Annotated in this window: 18 protein-coding genes and 1 other RNA gene; 9 read left to right on the top strand and 10 right to left on the bottom strand. The window is 36.0% G+C overall.

From position 1 onward, the window contains the following. Window positions 1-43 precede the first annotated feature (43 nt). The 8 genes from pyrR to DEU42_RS02910 all read left to right on the top strand — a co-directional run bounded on the left by pyrR (window position 44) and on the right by DEU42_RS02910 (window position 7,319). Window positions 44-577 (top strand): bifunctional pyr operon transcriptional regulator/uracil phosphoribosyltransferase PyrR, encoded by a 534-nt coding sequence (pyrR, locus tag DEU42_RS02945; protein ID WP_114756779.1) that lies wholly within the window; start codon window positions 44-46, stop codon window positions 575-577. 24 nt (window positions 578-601) lie between these two features. Next, window positions 602-1,531 (top strand): aspartate carbamoyltransferase catalytic subunit, encoded by a 930-nt coding sequence (locus tag DEU42_RS02940; RefSeq protein ID WP_114756778.1) that lies wholly within the window; start codon window positions 602-604, stop codon window positions 1,529-1,531. Window positions 1,532-1,659: 128 nt separating this feature from the next. Beyond that, window positions 1,660-1,992 carry a ribonuclease Z gene (locus DEU42_RS02935; RefSeq protein WP_114756777.1) on the top strand — a complete coding sequence of 111 codons (333 nt, stop codon included), beginning with the start codon at window positions 1,660-1,662 and terminating at the stop codon, window positions 1,990-1,992. A gap of 57 nt (window positions 1,993-2,049) precedes the next feature. After that, a complete protein-coding gene (locus tag DEU42_RS02930; protein ID WP_114756776.1) occupies window positions 2,050-2,958 on the top strand; it encodes a ribonuclease Z in 909 nt (302 codons plus the stop codon). 92 nt (window positions 2,959-3,050) lie between these two features. Further along, window positions 3,051-3,695, top strand: a complete 645-nt coding sequence (gene pdxH, locus DEU42_RS02925) for a pyridoxamine 5'-phosphate oxidase (RefSeq protein ID WP_114756775.1) — start codon at window positions 3,051-3,053, stop codon at window positions 3,693-3,695. Window positions 3,696-3,793: 98 nt separating this feature from the next. Beyond that, the gene (locus tag DEU42_RS02920; protein WP_114756774.1) at window positions 3,794-4,315 is read left to right on the top strand and encodes a SixA phosphatase family protein; all 522 of its coding nucleotides are present in this window, start codon (window positions 3,794-3,796) and stop codon (window positions 4,313-4,315) included. Next, window positions 4,281-6,392, top strand: coding sequence for a polyphosphate kinase 1 (ppk1, locus tag DEU42_RS02915; protein ID WP_114756773.1), 2,112 nt, complete (start codon window positions 4,281-4,283; stop codon window positions 6,390-6,392). The genes DEU42_RS02920 and ppk1 overlap by 35 nt, the downstream gene beginning before the upstream one ends. A gap of 36 nt (window positions 6,393-6,428) precedes the next feature. Then, entirely contained in the window at window positions 6,429-7,319 is an 891-nt protein-coding gene (locus DEU42_RS02910; RefSeq protein ID WP_114756772.1) for a Ppx/GppA phosphatase family protein, read from the top strand. A 21-nt stretch (window positions 7,320-7,340) separates the two neighbouring features. Here DEU42_RS02910 and DEU42_RS02905 read toward each other — a convergent pair whose 3' ends face one another. The 7 genes from DEU42_RS02905 to DEU42_RS02875 form a co-directional block, all read right to left on the bottom strand. Further along, window positions 7,341-8,234, bottom strand: a complete 894-nt coding sequence (locus tag DEU42_RS02905; RefSeq protein ID WP_114756771.1) for a bestrophin family protein — start codon at window positions 8,232-8,234, stop codon at window positions 7,341-7,343. Between the two features lie 70 nt (window positions 8,235-8,304). Continuing rightward, entirely contained in the window at window positions 8,305-8,907 is a 603-nt protein-coding gene (locus tag DEU42_RS02900; protein ID WP_114756770.1) for a hypothetical protein, read from the bottom strand. 3 nt (window positions 8,908-8,910) lie between these two features. Continuing rightward, the gene (locus tag DEU42_RS02895) at window positions 8,911-9,648 is read right to left on the bottom strand and encodes a DNA polymerase III subunit gamma/tau (RefSeq protein WP_233506604.1); all 738 of its coding nucleotides are present in this window, start codon (window positions 9,646-9,648) and stop codon (window positions 8,911-8,913) included. Further along, window positions 9,585-10,670, bottom strand: coding sequence for a DNA polymerase III subunit gamma/tau (gene dnaX, locus DEU42_RS02890; protein ID WP_114756769.1), 1,086 nt, complete (start codon window positions 10,668-10,670; stop codon window positions 9,585-9,587). Before dnaX ends, DEU42_RS02895 begins: the two co-directional genes overlap by 64 nt. Window positions 10,671-10,720: 50 nt before the next feature. Continuing rightward, entirely contained in the window at window positions 10,721-11,965 is a 1,245-nt protein-coding gene (locus DEU42_RS02885) for a T9SS type A sorting domain-containing protein (RefSeq protein ID WP_158537847.1), read from the bottom strand. Between the two features lie 44 nt (window positions 11,966-12,009). Further along, a complete protein-coding gene (locus tag DEU42_RS02880) occupies window positions 12,010-13,080 on the bottom strand; it encodes a DNA topoisomerase IB (protein WP_114756768.1) in 1,071 nt (356 codons plus the stop codon). An 8-nt stretch (window positions 13,081-13,088) separates the two neighbouring features. Then, on the bottom strand, window positions 13,089-13,394 hold the full coding sequence (locus DEU42_RS02875) for a hypothetical protein (RefSeq protein WP_114756767.1): 306 nt from the start codon (window positions 13,392-13,394) through the stop codon (window positions 13,089-13,091). Between the two features lie 175 nt (window positions 13,395-13,569). Between DEU42_RS02875 and rnpB the strand changes: the two genes are divergently transcribed. Beyond that, window positions 13,570-13,892: RNase P RNA component class A (gene rnpB, locus DEU42_RS02870), an RNA gene on the top strand. 8 nt (window positions 13,893-13,900) lie between these two features. Here rnpB and DEU42_RS02865 read toward each other — a convergent pair. From DEU42_RS02865 to DEU42_RS02855, 3 genes are read right to left on the bottom strand one after another with little or no spacing between them, the layout of a single operon-like run. Then, window positions 13,901-14,446: a DUF3575 domain-containing protein gene (locus tag DEU42_RS02865; protein WP_114756766.1), complete on the bottom strand. Its 546-nt coding sequence runs from the start codon at window positions 14,444-14,446 to the stop codon at window positions 13,901-13,903. Window positions 14,447-14,488: 42 nt separating this feature from the next. Beyond that, complete coding sequence (rsmD, locus tag DEU42_RS02860) at window positions 14,489-15,073, bottom strand: 16S rRNA (guanine(966)-N(2))-methyltransferase RsmD (protein ID WP_114756765.1); 585 nt, start codon at window positions 15,071-15,073, stop codon at window positions 14,489-14,491. Then, window positions 15,070-15,873 carry a DUF3822 family protein gene (locus DEU42_RS02855; protein ID WP_114756764.1) on the bottom strand — a complete coding sequence of 268 codons (804 nt, stop codon included), beginning with the start codon at window positions 15,871-15,873 and terminating at the stop codon, window positions 15,070-15,072. Before DEU42_RS02855 ends, rsmD begins: the two co-directional genes overlap by 4 nt. Window positions 15,874-15,880 lie beyond the last annotated feature (7 nt).

Genomic DNA, 15,880 nt, shown 5'->3' with positions numbered 1-15,880 from the left:
AAGATTTTTACCTACTTTTACAATCCAAACACAATACCGCATTATGAGCCACAAAATATTGCTTACTTCAAGAGAAGTCAATATCATTCTACACCGTTTGGCCTGCCAGTTGATTGAAAAACATCTAGATTTTTCAGATACCGTACTTATTGGTCTTCAGCCACGCGGACGTTTTCTTGCTGAGCGCATCAAACAGCTTTTGGAAGAAGAATACAATGTGTCAGGCATACAGCTTGGTTTTCTTGATATAACTTTCTTCAGGGATGATTTTCGCCGTTCAGACAAGCCTCTTGAGGCAAACAAGACTGAGATAGATTTTCTTGTTGAGAATAAAAAAGTGGTATTTATTGATGATGTTCTTTACACGGGGCGTAGTATTCGTGCCGCACTTACAGCAATACAATCATTCGGGCGTCCGTCAGAAATTGAATTACTGGTGCTGATTGATCGTCGTTTTAGCCGTCACCTGCCAATACAGCCTGATTATCGTGGGCGCCAGGTTGATGCTATCAATGATGAAAAAGTAAAAGTGACCTGGAAAGAAAATGAAGGGGAAGACAGTGTTTATTTAATATAAGGCTTAACTGCAACAGTAACAACAATGAAAGAATTAAGCGTTAATCATTTATTAGGTATAAAATATATCAACAAGAACGATATAGACCTTATTTTTGAAACTGCCGATCAATTTAAAGAAGTAATTAACCGACCAATAAAGAAAGTACCTTCGCTTAGGGATATTACAATAGCTAATATTTTCTTTGAGAACAGTACACGAACAAAACTGTCTTTTGAACTGGCACAAAAAAGGCTTTCTGCTGACGTGATAAGCTTTTCGGCAGCGCAGTCTTCGGTTAAGAAAGGTGAAACGCTTATCGATACTGTAAACAATATTCTTTCGATGAAAGTGGATATGGTGGTTATGCGTCACGAAAAGCCTGGAGCGGCACACTTTCTTTCGAGAAATGTTAATGCAAGTATAGTGAATGCCGGAGATGGCGCACACGAACATCCAACACAGGGTCTGCTTGATTCTTATACGATCCGTGAAAAGCTTGGTGGTGTTGAAGGAAAAAAAGTTGTTATTGTTGGCGATATCCTTCACTCAAGGGTAGCGCTTTCTAATATATTCGCACTACAAATGCAGGGTGCTGAAGTTAAGGTTTGTGGTCCAAATACGCTTATACCGAAGTACATTGAATCACTTGGAGTAAAAGTTGAACCAAATCTACGTAAAGCATTAGAATGGGCTGATGTAGCCAATATGTTAAGGGTACAGAATGAAAGACTGGATGTGAATTATTTCCCGTCTACGCGTGAGTATGCACAACAGTATGGAGTTGATAAAGCTTTACTTGACTCTTTGAATAAAGAAATAGTAATCATGCACCCGGGGCCAATTAATCGTGGTGTTGAGATTACAAGTGATGTTGCTGACTCACAGCAATCAGTAATCCTTGATCAGGTTGAGAATGGTGTTGCAGTAAGAATGGCTGTTATTTACCTTTTAGCTTCTAAGATCAAGCAATAAGTAAATTTTCAGCCTGCCTGCCGGCAAAGGCAGGTCACAGTCACAGTTTACAGCCCGGCTGTTTAAATTTATATTCAACTTTGTACCTTAGTAACTAAGAACCTAAGCTACTCAGTAACTCAAAAGAAATGAAAGTAGAACAAAAAGGACATACAGTTATTATTAAAGATACTCAGGGAGACGTAAAGGCCTTTTTGGATAAGATAACTGCCGAACATAATAATTATAAAGAGCAAAATATAATTCTTGATGTTAGTCAGGATAATGGAATAAGTCTGGATGTTTTGCTATCTTTCCTGCCTTTGTCCAATAAACACCGCAAAGCAAAGAAATCATTCGTTATGGTTGCGTCGGATATTGAATATTCTGATGTTCCTGATGAAATGGTAGTTGTTCCTACTTTGCTGGAAGCTCACGACATAATTGAAATGGAAGAGATTGAAAGAGATCTCGGCTTTTAAAAACTACAGGTTTTAAGTGTTTGGGCAACTTAAAGCCTGAAACTTGAAATTAAAAAAATGAATTTAACTATACTTGGCTGTTATGCCGCTACACCACGTTCGCTTACTAATCCTACTTCTCAGGTATTGGAAATGAAGAACAGAATGTTTCTTATAGATTGTGGTGAGGGTACACAGGTGCAGTTGAGAAAAAACAAGATTAAATTCTCACGAATTAATCACATTTTCATATCTCATTTACATGGAGATCATTTTTATGGCCTTATAGGGCTCATATCTACCTTTTCCTTATTGGGAAGGCAGAATGACCTTCATGTATATGGTCCTAAAGGTATAAAAGAGGTTATACTGCTTTTATTGAAAACGTCAGGTTCATGGACGAGCTACAATTTATATTTTCATGAACTTGATAGTAAAGAATCAGAAGTGATTTTTGAAGATGATAAGGTTGTTGTGAGTACTATTCCTTTAAAGCACAGGGTTTACACTAATGGTTTTTTGTTTCAGGAAAAAACCGGAGACAGAAAGCTGAATCCTGATGCTGTGAATGAGTATGGTATTGAAACCTGTTATTATAATAAAGTGAAAAGTGGTAGTGATATGACTCTCGAAGACGGAAGGGTTATACCAAATGAATTGCTGACTTTTGATCCTTATCCACCAATGAGTTATGCATTCTGTTCGGATACTTTATATGATGAAACTATAGTATCCCTTATAAGAGATGTTGATGTGCTTTATCATGAAAGTACTTTTCTGGATATTGATGAGCAGTATTGTGAGAAAACAATGCATTCAACAGCGAAACAAGCTGCTGAGATTGCTGTTAAAGCAAATGCAAAGCACCTGATTCTGGGACATTATTCTACAAGATACGGTTCTATTGAGCCTTTTAAAGAAGAAGCACAGACTGTTTTTGAGAATGTACATTTAGCAGATGACAGTAAGGTGTTTGAGTTTAATTAGATTCCTGATTATTCGATTGTTCGATTCTTAGAAGAAGATTATCCATAAATTTGTATTGCATAAAAAATCAAAAAATCTAATCATCCAATAAAATGACTGATTTAGGCAATTATCGTCGCTCTTATGAAAAGAGCGAACTTTTAGAGGGAAATCTTCCTGAAGACCCGATTAATCTTTTTAAAAAATGGTTTATTGAGGTTGAGGAATTTGATGGGCCCGGTGAGGTGAATGCCATGACAGTTTCGACCTTTGGATTGGATGGGTTCCCTAAAAGCCGTGTGGTGTTACTAAAGCAATATACCTACGAAGGTTTTATTTTCTTTACTAATTATGATTCTGAAAAAGGAAAAGCAATAGCTGCAAATCCTAATATTTGTCTTTCATTTTTTTGGGAAGGCATGGAACGTCAGGTTATCATAAAAGGAAAGGCTGAGAAAGTTTCTGAAAACATTTCTGACGGTTATTTTGAAAGCAGACCGGAAGGTAGCAGACTTGGAGCTTTAGTCTCTCCTCAAAGCCAGGTCATTCCTTCAAGAGAATTTTTAGAAGGAAATCTTAAAGATCTTGAACACGAATTTCATGGGAAAGAAATACCGAGACCGCTACATTGGGGAGGTTATTTAGTTCGCCCTGTTGAAATGGAATTTTGGCAGGGAAGGCCTAATAGATTACACGACCGAATCCGATATAGTTTGTTGCCTGATTACAGTTGGAAGACTGAAAGACTGGCGCCGTAATAGGTAGTGCTTAAAATTTAACAAAATTTATAGATAAAGGAGTAGTTATAATTCGGATATTTAATATGTAGATACATAACTATTTAAACCTTGACTCTATGAAAAACTTGATTTTAATCCGCCATGCTAAGTCGAGCTGGGATACTCCTTTGGTGGATAAAGACCGGCCTCTTTCTAACAGAGGCATAAATGATGCACATCTTGTGGCATCTGAAGTTGAGGGATATCTTCCAAAAACATATATTGTATGGAGTAGTACGGCTAAACGTGCTAAAAACACAGCGTATATTTTTGCAGAGAACCTTTCCATACCTTTGGATACAATTATTTTTAAGGATGATCTTTATACTTTTGATTCCAGGGCTCTGGAAAAAGTAATTAAAACCTGCAATAATCAATTTGATAACTTAATTCTTTTTGGACATAACGACGCTATTACTAATTTTGTTAATACCTTTGGGAACCTTGCTGTAGATAATGTACCTACTGCTGGTTTTGTTTCCCTTTCCTTTCAGGAAAATGACTGGAAGGATATACAAAAGGGAACAATAAAAAAAGTATTATTTCCAAGAGAATTAAAAAAGCATGATTCACCACTCACCGGTAAACCGATACATTGACAGAGAAAAAAGTTGGCTTGCATTTAACGCTAGAGTACTGCAAGAGGCAGGAGATGATAAAGTTCCACTGCTCGACAGGCTCAGGTTTTTAGGTATATTTTCAAATAATTTCGATGAATTTTTCAGGGTGCGTTATGCAGCCATAAGAAGGTTAAGCCTTACCGGACAAACAGGTGAAAAGATATTGGGTGGTATTTCTGCTCAAAAACTGCTTACAGAAATTACCGATATTGTTATTGAACAACAATCGGAAAGCTTACGCATTCTCAGCGTTATTGAAAAAGAGCTTGAGAAGGAAAACATTTTTATGGTAAGCGAAACACAACTTACCAAAGAGCAGGAAATATTTGTTAAAGATTTCTTCATCCAGAAAGTTAGTCCGGAGTTGGTAACCATCATTCTTAATGATCTTGATGAGTTTCCTCTTCTGAAAGATACTTCCGGTTATCTTGCAGTTAAACTCGTAATGAAGCCTAAGCCTATTGAAGGGCTTGAAATTCCTATAAGCGAAATAAGATATGCTGTTATAGAGATCCCTAAAACTATAAACAGGTTCGTTATACTGCCTTCAAATAACGAAAAACAGTATATAATTATGCTTGATGACGTTATACGTTACAATTTGCACAGTATTTTTAATATATTCAAGTATGAGAGTATTTCGGCTCACATGATTAAAATTACCCGTGACGCCCAGCTTGAAATTGATAGCGATCAGAGTAAGAGTCTTATGGAAAAGATTTCTACAAGTGTAAAAGACAGAAGAATAGGCGAACCAGTTCGATTTGTGTATGATCAGGCAATTGGGCAGGATACACTTGATTTTTTCCTTACACGAATGGAAATTGATTCTTCTGATAGTATTATTCCGGGAGGAAGATATCATAACAGGCGTGATTATATGGATTTTCCTAACATGGGCAGGCAGGATCTGCTTTATCAGCAAAATGTACCTTTACCTGTACCGGGTCTGAGCCTTGAGGGAAGCATACTCCATAGAATTAGACAAAAGGATTATCTTTTGAATGCGCCATATCAATCGTATGCCTATGTGATTAAGTTCTTAAGAGAGGCTGCGCTGGATCCTAAAGTTACATCAATAAGTATTACTTTATACCGACTTGCCAAGAATTCGCAAATTATAAGTTCGCTTGTTAATGCAGCAAAAAATGGTAAAAAAGTAACTGTTCAGATTGAGCTTCAGGCGCGTTTTGATGAGGCAAGTAATATATCGTATGCTGAGCAGATGCAAACTGAAGGCATTAATCTGATATTTGGCGTTAAAGGGTTGAAAGTACACAGTAAGATATGCGTTGTAGAACGTATGGAAAACAATAAAATTAAACGCTACGGTTTTATATCTACCGGTAACTTTAATGAATCTACTGCTAAAGTTTATACTGATGTGACCTTGTTTACAAGTCATCAGCATATACTTAGAGAGGTTCAGCGTATTTTCGAATTTTTTGAGGTTAACTATCGAGTGCACAGATATAAACATCTGTTCGTGTCGCCACATTACACCAGGACTAAATTCTATAAGCTTATAGACAGGGAAATATTAAATGCTATTGCCGGTAAGGAAGCCTATATCAAATTAAAAATGAATAGCCTTACTGACTATAAGATGATTGATAAGCTTTATGAAGCAAGTAGGGAAGGTGTCAAAATACAGTTGATAATAAGAGGTATTTGTTGTCTTATCCCGGGCATTCCGGGCATGAGTGAAAATATCGAAGCGATAAGCATCGTAGATAATTATCTCGAACATACAAGATGCTACATTTTTGCCAATTGCGGTGATCCTGAAGTGTTTATTTCATCAGCTGATTTCATGACGCGAAATCTTGATGCTAGGGTAGAAGTAACCTGTCCAATTTATGATGAAGATATTAAGGCTGAGCTGATTGATACTTTCAATATAGGATGGAAAGCTAATGTTAAAGCAAGACTACATTCAGAAAATCTGGAAAATAAATATAGGAAACGACCTGATGAAAAGCCTTTCCGGGCTCAGCTTGAAACCTATAATTATTACAGGAATAAGATGGATGTGATTTACGAACATATTAAATAAAAAAGCTTCCGCACTGCGTTAGTTAGGATTAAAGGAATGATTACTATAAAAAAATATGCTGCTATAGATATTGGCTCAAATGCCATGAGGTTACTTATTTCCAATATTGTAGAGCAGGAAGGTGCAGCGCCGCAATTTAATAAAAGCTCATTAGTAAGGGTACCTATACGTTTAGGGCAGGATGCTTTTACAGTAGGTGAAATAACTGATGAGAATATAGAGCGTATGGTTGATGCCATGAAAGCCTATAAGCTCCTTATGAAAGTTCATAAAGTTGAGAAATACATGGCCTGTGCAACATCTGCAATGCGTGAAGCTTATAATGGTAAGGAAGTAGCAGATTTAATAGAAGCTGAATCAGGCATCAAGATAGATATTATCGACGGAAAAAAAGAAGCAGCTATTATTGCTAATACCGACCTGCATCATTTGGTTAAAACGGATCAGACATATTTATATGTAGATGTAGGTGGCGGAAGTACTGAGTTTTCATTATTTGCCAATGGTAAGATCGTAGCGTCAAAATCATTCAAGAACGGTACTGTTCGTCTGTTAAATAACATGGTAAATGACGTGGTATGGCTTGAAATCGAGAAATGGATTAAAACTGTTTGTGAACCTTATGATACAATTACTCTGATTGGCTCTGGCGGAAACATCAATAAACTCTTTAAGATGTCAGGTAAACAACAGGAAAAACCACTTTCTTATTTCTATGTAAATAGTCAGTATCAATTTCTTAATGGTTTAAGCTACGAACAACGTATTGCTGAATTGGCACTGAATCCTGACCGTGCTGACGTTATCATTTATGCTGTACGCATTTATCTTAATGCAATGAAATGGAGTGGTGCGCGTAACATCTATGTTCCTAAGATAGGTCTTTCCGACGGTATCGTTAAGGCAATGTATTATGGTACTATATAGGGTGTAAAGTAAGTTGTGTAACTACATTATATAAAACTCATCTTTCGTTATTGGATCAGGTACATCATCTTCGTGAAGTAGTTGTCTGATATTAATCTCTATATTTCGTGCTATGGCAGTAACAGAAATGTCACTCGGCCTGTTCCTGAAGGGATCCTGCAAATAGTAGGCCGTTTTTTCAAGCATAAAGAATACTAAAGACAGAAGCATTAGTAAAGGGAGTTCATATAGTAATGTAACTCCTTTTAATGCTATAGAAAGTATGATTACGAAAAGGTAAATTGTAAAATGAAGGAACATCCTGTACGTTGTAGGAAATACGGTTGAGTTTATTCTTTCTGCAGCTCCCATACTGTCTGAAAAACGTACACAGGTATTGTTTAATTGTATATGCTCAAAATCACTTAAATTATTTTTATTTCTGATAGTACGAATATCTTCTACATTAAGTTGAAGGATTGCAAGAGTTTTATTTTTATGTGCATTTACCCTGTTTATCTCTTGTTCAGATAAAAATTCTTCGCAATTTTCCAATGCATTGAGTCCGCGTAATGACCGCCCAAGACAATAGCACCAAACTATTTGACGGTAACCGATTCTTTTAATGGTTTCTCTGTCGTTATCTTTCACGAATGCCTGAAGCTGTAGCACAAGACTACGGGAGTCGTTTACGATGGCGCCCCATATTTTACGTGCTTCCCACCAACGATCATACGACTGACTCATTTTGAAAGACAATAATACTGAAATAGCGGTACCTAAAAATGTTGCTATTGTAAGTGGCATTTCCGGAAGATAATCGTATATATGCTCAGTTATAAAATGAATACCTAAGGTAAGTATAAACACTATAAGCATTTCATATTTAACAAGGTTGAAAAGATATCGTATAGGTACACGTTTGTCTACAAGCATATAATAGTATTTTGGGTATACTATAAAGTTAGCGAAATGTTCAGTTAACTTTTATGTGCTTAATAAAATTTTACCAGTCTGATTTTGCTATTTGTGGTATCACATCCTGACGATGCTCTCCCATTTGTTTGTAAAACCTGCCATCAGGTTTAATAATTATGTAGTTGCAGTGTACTCCGTAAGGGAAAAGCATTTTTCTTATCTCATCATTTTTGTCTTCAAAAACAAACTTTTTAGAATATTTAAAGCCTATTTCTGTTATGTAAAATTGAGCGAATTGTTCTTTTCCTTTAAAAAAGTTTCTATATGATTTTTGAGAAGTGTAAAAATCTATACAATGTTTTTGATTTGGAATATCTTTCAGGAATGAAAAATTTATAATAATTGTTTGATTTTGATTTACAGTTGTACCTGTTACTTGTTTTAAGACTTTTAAGAGATTTCTTTTTTGTATCGTATCAATTCTGCCATAAGATTCCCTATAGATAAGCCTAATGTTTACAGAATCTTTAGTTTCATAATCAGTCCAGGTGTATTTCCCTGTTTTTGATTGATCATGAAATTTGTCTTGCGTTATTGTTTCTCCCTTCTCATTAAGAAAGTAACTGTGTTTCTTTTGATTTTGGCTAAGAGATTTATAGCTTAACAGTAGTAAGAATATTAATAATCTCATATGTTAAATATCAAGGTCAAACATTTTTCTAAGTGTTTCAACTGCTGGGTTTATTGATTTTAGCTTCTCGAACTTTTCAAGTGGGGTAAAAGCATGTTTAGAAGAAGTAACTTCATTTACATGTACTTCAATAGTAATGTCATGGTTATGAAGTTTGCCACGTAAATAACCCAAAAGTTCGTGCTTACCGCTGTCAAAGTCTACCTTAGAGCCTTCATTAGGTAATTCGAGTCTTATGGTGGTTCCATCGAGTACAGGGTCATTCATCTGCATATACGTAGATAAAATCTTTTGTCCCGAATCGCTTAATCGTTGAGCAAATTTGTTCCATTGCAGACGCATATCCGTCTCGTTAAACGCTTCACGAGGCAAATCGTCAGTGTTCCTGACCATATTTCTTTGGCTCTCCTGTAATTCTTTTTTTTGCTTAAGACCGGATAATGAAAAAGCAGATACTTTAGGAGTACCATCATCAGTAATTTTTGGTACAGGAGGCTTAACTATTTCGGGTGCTTCAACTTCCAGCTTAGTAGCCGGCAGGGGAGTTATAGGGGCAGGACTGATCTCTGTTGTTACATCTACAGACTCAAGTCTAATACTATCAGTTTGTACAATGGTTTCCTGTACCGATACTTTAACAAGTGCCGGTGCATTATCTTTAAAATAATGAGGAGGGATTATAAATTGGTCAGCTTTTTTTTTTCTCCATCGAATGTGATGGAGGCAAGCTGCATTAGGCAAAGCTCTACAAGTAATCTTTGGTTTTGACTTGCTTTGTATTTAAGATCACAATCATTAGCAATATCAATAGCCTTTAACAGAAAATCCTGAGAAGCTTTTTGAGATTGTTCCCTGTAAAGGTTTTGAGCTACTTCTCCGGCCTCAAGCAGAATAAGGGTTGCAGGATTTTGGCAAACCATTAAATCACGGAAATGTGAGGCTAAACCAGCTACAAAATGGTGACCGTCAAAACCTTTTGCCAATATTTCATTATAAGTCAGCAATAATTCAGGAATTCGATTTTCGAGAATCAGATCAGTTACCTTTATATAGTACTCATAATCCAGCACGTTTAGGTTTTCGGTTACAGCCTGGCGTGTAAGATTTGTACCGCAATAGCTTACTACCCTGTCAAAAATAGAAAGGGCATCACGCATCGCGCCGTCAGCTTTTTGAGCAATGATATGCAACGCATCATCTTCAAAAGTTATACCCTGACTACGGGCAACTTCTGCCAGATGCTCCTTAGCATCCTTTACCGTAATTCTTTTAAAATCAAATATCTGACAACGGGATAGAATCGTTGGTATGATTTTATGTTTTTCGGTAGTTGCCAGGATAAATATCGCATGCCTTGGCGGCTCTTCAAGTGTTTTTAGAAACGCATTGAAAGCTGCCTGTGAAAGCATGTGAACCTCATCGATGATGTATACTTTATATTTTCCTGTCTGAGGTGGTATACGAACCTGATCAATTAGATTACGGATGTCATCTACAGAGTTGTTTGAAGCGGCATCAAGTTCAAAAACATTAAAAGCGAAGTCTTCATACGGATCATCGTACCCCTCCTGATTAATCTTTCTGGCAAGTATACGTGCACAAGTTGTTTTTCCAACACCACGTGGACCGGTAAATAATAAAGCCTGTGCAAGGTGATTGTTGTCTATGGCATTAAGTAGCGTATTAGTAATAGCCTGTTGCCCAACAACATCCTTAAAGGTTTGCGGGCGGTATTTACGGGCTGATACTATAAACTGTTCCATAGGCTGTAAAGAGTTACAAATATAAAATTTTTACAGTGGGAACACTACTATTATAGCTTAATAATTTTTTCTTTTTTGCCATTTATTTCAGCGAAATATATTCCACCGGCTAAGTGGCTCAAATCTATTTTTATAGCATTTTCGTTTGCTTTATAAATTCCGGTTTCATGTCCGAGAGTGTCATAAAGTACTACTTTGATTTTATCGGAATTTTGTATTTCTATAAATAAAAAATCACTAATTGGATTAGGAAATAGTTGAACCGAAAACTCGTATGATGGGATGCTCATAACACTTTCGCAATATTCAATTCTCGGATTAAGATCATCTGAACATTTGAATTCGTAATTACTCTGATCAATTACTGCATGAGGATTTTCAAATTGCTGTAAGTTTGCCATACCTTCCGGCATAGTAAGTTGTGCAGCACTTCCATTTCCTAAGGCCATGTCTTTACCTGTTATATTTTCATTGAAAGTATAATCACTTATAGCATCAATAAAACGATAGTATGCATAGTAATCCAAAGCGTCAAATGCAGCGGATGTATTAGGCATATTATGAATCGCTGAATAGGTATAGCCATTTACTGTGGAAGATGGTACTAAAAGAAAATCTTTTTCTTCTGTAGAAACACTTATATGATTAAAAATGTCGATAGCCATTCTATGGTCATTAGTGGTGTCATCATTGAATACTTCTACAAGTACTTTTGTGTTTTCAGGGAAATCGTTAAGATTGTCCGGAGTTAAATTATAGGCATACCATTGAGCCAAAGCATAAATAAACCTTCCGTTTTCACCCCATCCGTCGACAGTAAAACATTCATGTGCAATACCAAAAGATGCGGCGCCTCCAAAAGAATGACCTAAAAATCCAACTTTTTGAGTATTTAAAATATCCGGATATAATTCAACAGCTTTACGGAAACCTGCAATTAGCTGACCGTAACGTTCTTCCACTGTAACATCTGTTGTAGTAGGGTAAGGAACAAATACTACTGCATATCCTTTTTTTGCTATAAATTCGAGTACGCCAATAATATTATCGGGATCGGTTCCACCATAGGCATGGCTATAAAAAATAGTTGGTACAGGTGTACTTATATCTTGCGGATGGTAAATTTTTATAGCATGTCCCGGAAAGTTGAGATTTACTATAGAAATTACATCTACTGTGTGAACACCATCTGAGCCATATCCTGATGTGGGCTTTGGGAAATTTGGATCGTTATATTGTGCATGAAGAATATTAGCTGCAAGTACAATAAGTAAAGAAACCAGTAATTTTTTCATTGTTTTTTGGAGTAAGAAATTACAGTAAAAATATGAAAAAAGGTTTATGCCAGTACCTCAGCGATGTCTTCGTTTATAAGAAGTTTTAATAATGCTTTTTCCTGTGAGTTAAATTCATCATTTTTACTATCCGGTTTGTAATTCCATATTGAACCTTTTTCATAAGATGCAATGACAGTAGGGTGAACATAATATTTTTTACAAACGGTACGTGTATTGCCTAGTTTTTCAGCGACTGAATCCAATACGGCTACAATTTTTCGTTTACAATCGGTTTCCGTTGTAAATTTACCTACTTCATGAAAGGCGCATAGTGCATTCAGGCTGCCTGCCCAGGCTCTGAAGTCTTTAGCTGTAAAATCTTCCCCTGTTATATTCTTTATGTAATTATTTACATCTGCCGAACCAATAGTATGCCTATGGTTGTTAGCGTCATAATATTGAAATAATTCTTGGCCAGGAATGTCCTTGCATTTTTTTACAAGATTAGCCATTTTACGGCTCTGTAGTTTTATTTTGTGTTTAATACCTTTTTTACCAATGAATTCAAACCACACAGTAGCACCGTCAAATTTTACATGTTTATCCCTTAGTGTGGTAAGGCCAAATGAACCATATAGTTTTTTATACGCATCATTGCCTATACGTATATTAGTCATTTCGATAAGACGTACAACCAAAGCAATTACTTTTTCATAGGGAAGTCCATTACGGTTTAAGTCTTTATCAACTTGCTCACGTATTTTAGGTAATGCATTAGCAAATCTTCTTAATCTAAAAAATTTAGACTGATTACGAATTTTATTCCAGTTGGGGTGATACCTGTATTGCTTTCTGCCTTTTGCGTCTGTTCCTGTAACCTGAAGGTGCCCGTTGTCGAAAGGTGATATCCAAACATGTTCCCATGCAGGAGGAATAACAAGTTTTTTTATCCTGTCAAGGATATCTTTGTCTTTTATGGTTTGGCCAGTTTCATTTATATAGCTAAAACCATTACCTTTTCTTTTTCTGTAGTATCCTATTTCAGAGTTTAAAGAATAGCGAAGACCAACAGCTTTTGCTGTTATTATAGGGTCTTTTCCTATTTTTTCGAGTTTTTTCTGAAGCCTGTTCATGGCTGTTTCTATTGTTCAGATCTTCCTTTGATAGACATATCCAGCAATATTTTTGCAGCTCCATTCTCAGTATATGCTCCCGGACTTGCAACAAATACTCCTTTTTCACCACTTTTAGCTTTTATTCCATAAACAGTAGCCTCATCTCCTGGGTCACTTTCACCTTCGTAACGATAGATATGTTGTATCTCAAAATCATCGCTATGTTTTTTTATACGATCTTCTTCAAGGTTAAAATCAGTAGTATAACCTTTATCATTTAATTCCTGTAATGCCTTTGATACTGTGGCATAATGATACATTTGCTGGTCCATAATGTTGTTATTTAAGTTAGTTTGTTTTATCAACTTAAAATTACTGCTTTAGCTTTTTTAGCCCAGCCAACGAAATGTTAAACATTTTCTCGCATTCTGAATACTACGTTAAAACTTAATCTTGTATTATAAATCAAGTAATTTTTTAAGTACGAATGAAAATACTACTTTTGCAGCCGCAGGCCATCTTATCGCTGCCCGCTCAGGCGGGGAGAGGAAAGTCCGGACACCATAGGGCAGCATAGCGGGTAATTCCCGTCACTCCGTTTCGGCGGGGGAGGACAAGTGCAGCAGAAAGTATGTACAGGTAATGCTGTAGTGAAACCAGGTAAACTCTATGCGGTGAAATGCCATGTATACCGGCAATTAAGGGCGGCTCGTCCGATGCCGGGGGGTAGGCAGATTGATCTCTCTCAGTAATGAAGAGACTAGATAAATGATAAGAAACCCCGCTTTAGGGCGGGGTTACAGAATCCGGCTTATAGGCCTGCTATTTTTTATTTTTTTTACAACTTGTAACAAAACATTATTCCTCCACGGTAAGGAAGCCATTCACCACTTTTGTTATAACCAGAATGCTCATAACGTTCTCCGGTATTGAGATGTCTGCCTACGTAATGGCCTTGTTGGTTTCCGCCACCAATAAACATATCAATCATCCATTTTTCATTAATTTTTATTTCATACCCTACTGAAACTCCAAAAAATAATGATTCTCCAGTTTGGTATTTATCGGAATTAATATAATTCCATTTTTGGAATTGAAACAAGCCACCTCCAATGTGACCACCTACATAAGGCCCGTTATATGCCTCCTTAAAATGATACCTTCCTTCAGCAAATACCATTAATACTTTAAGAGGTGCTCCATTAAAAGATTCCCAATAAGTACCTAAAACATCGCCTTCAAAAGTAATTTTTTTCCCTAATTTGGTTTCAACGCCAATTTGTGGAGCCCCCAGTAAGGTGGTAGGAGCATTAAATTTTATATAAGTTTGAGCTTGCGATAAAGTAACTACCAGTAAAACAACCAGTAAAAATATTTTTTTCATTAAATAGAAAAATAATTTATTAGCAAAATTTTTGCAGGAAAATTAAGCATTATCCTCATCATCGCCAACAATATCATCTTCTATTTCTTCGTCAAATTCAAAAAATGAAAATACTGAGCCACCATAATTTTTCTGGAAAGAAAAATTCATCATATGGCTGAGCTTAGTGTATTTAGAATGTTCAATAATCATCATACCATCCTGCTGTAACAATTCGTTATCCAGAACAAGAGTAACGATTTCTTCAAACAATGCCTGATCCATATCATATGGAGGATCGGCAAAAATAATATCATAAGAAGATTTACATCCCTTTAGGAACTTTATTACATCGCTTTTTACAGCTGTAATATCAAATTCAAATTCTGCACTAGTTTGTTTTATGAATTTTACGCAACCAAAATCGCCATCTACAGATGTAACGTCGGTCGCTCCTCTTGAAGCAAACTCATAGCTAATATTACCGGTGCCTGAAAAAAGATCAAGAACTTTTAGTCCGTCAAAATCAAAATGGTTATTGAGAATATTGAATAACGATTCTTTAGACATATCTGTCGTGGGACGCACCGGAAGGTTTTTTGGCGCGGTTATCCTTCTGCCTTTATATTTCCCTGAAATGATCCTCATGAGTTAAATAGTATAAAGTGTTGTAGTGATTCTTCTTTGTTTCTGTTCCATTTTTGTTGTAATGGCTGCGTATTGAATAAAGCCAAATGTCTTATATACGTATAAGCAATAGAATAGTTGGCATCATTTTCTTCTACTTTACCCAATAAAGCTACTTTAGCTGTTTCCGGATTTAGGAATAACTGCTCCATTGTAAATAATAAGAAATACAGGAAATCCTCAGGTGTTTTATATTCAAAAGAATTATAAAGCAAAAGCTTTTGATTACGTACAACAACTATTTCAAAATGATTTTCCTGAAAGTGAACAAATATGAGTTTGTCATCAATGTTTTTTGATGCGTCCAGTAATTTTGAAACCAGGACACTGTTGGCATTTTTATATTCAAACGCACCAAACTGATCTATTAAAAAGTTGTTTACATTCATCATAGGAACATAAACATTATGTAATTCATAGCTATCCAAATCGTCTACAGCAAAAAAATCGGTATCAAAAACCTTAGTATTATATTGCAGATAGCTGCCAGGGTAATTTGGGTCGAATATTGCAGCCGGTACGAATGTATTAAAGTTATTACTGTGTAGTACAACTATCTCATCATACTCATTGGTAAGTATAGGATTATTTACAAATACTTTCCATAGTTCTTCTTCAAGAGGGGAGTATTTAGAAAATGTCTCTGATATGCAATGTGTAACCACCCTGTTAAGCGTGTCAAAACAACAAAATGATATTCCATGTGCTGACACCAGTAGTGACAGCTTTTTGTAATTCTTGGAAGTTATGGTGTTGTTCATTCTTTAA

Source organism: Flavobacterium sp. AG291 (genome assembly GCF_003350375.1).
Classification (GTDB): Bacteria; Bacteroidota; Bacteroidia; order Flavobacteriales; family Flavobacteriaceae; genus Flavobacterium; species Flavobacterium suzhouense.
This window is presented reverse-complemented; position numbering and strand designations above follow the sequence as displayed.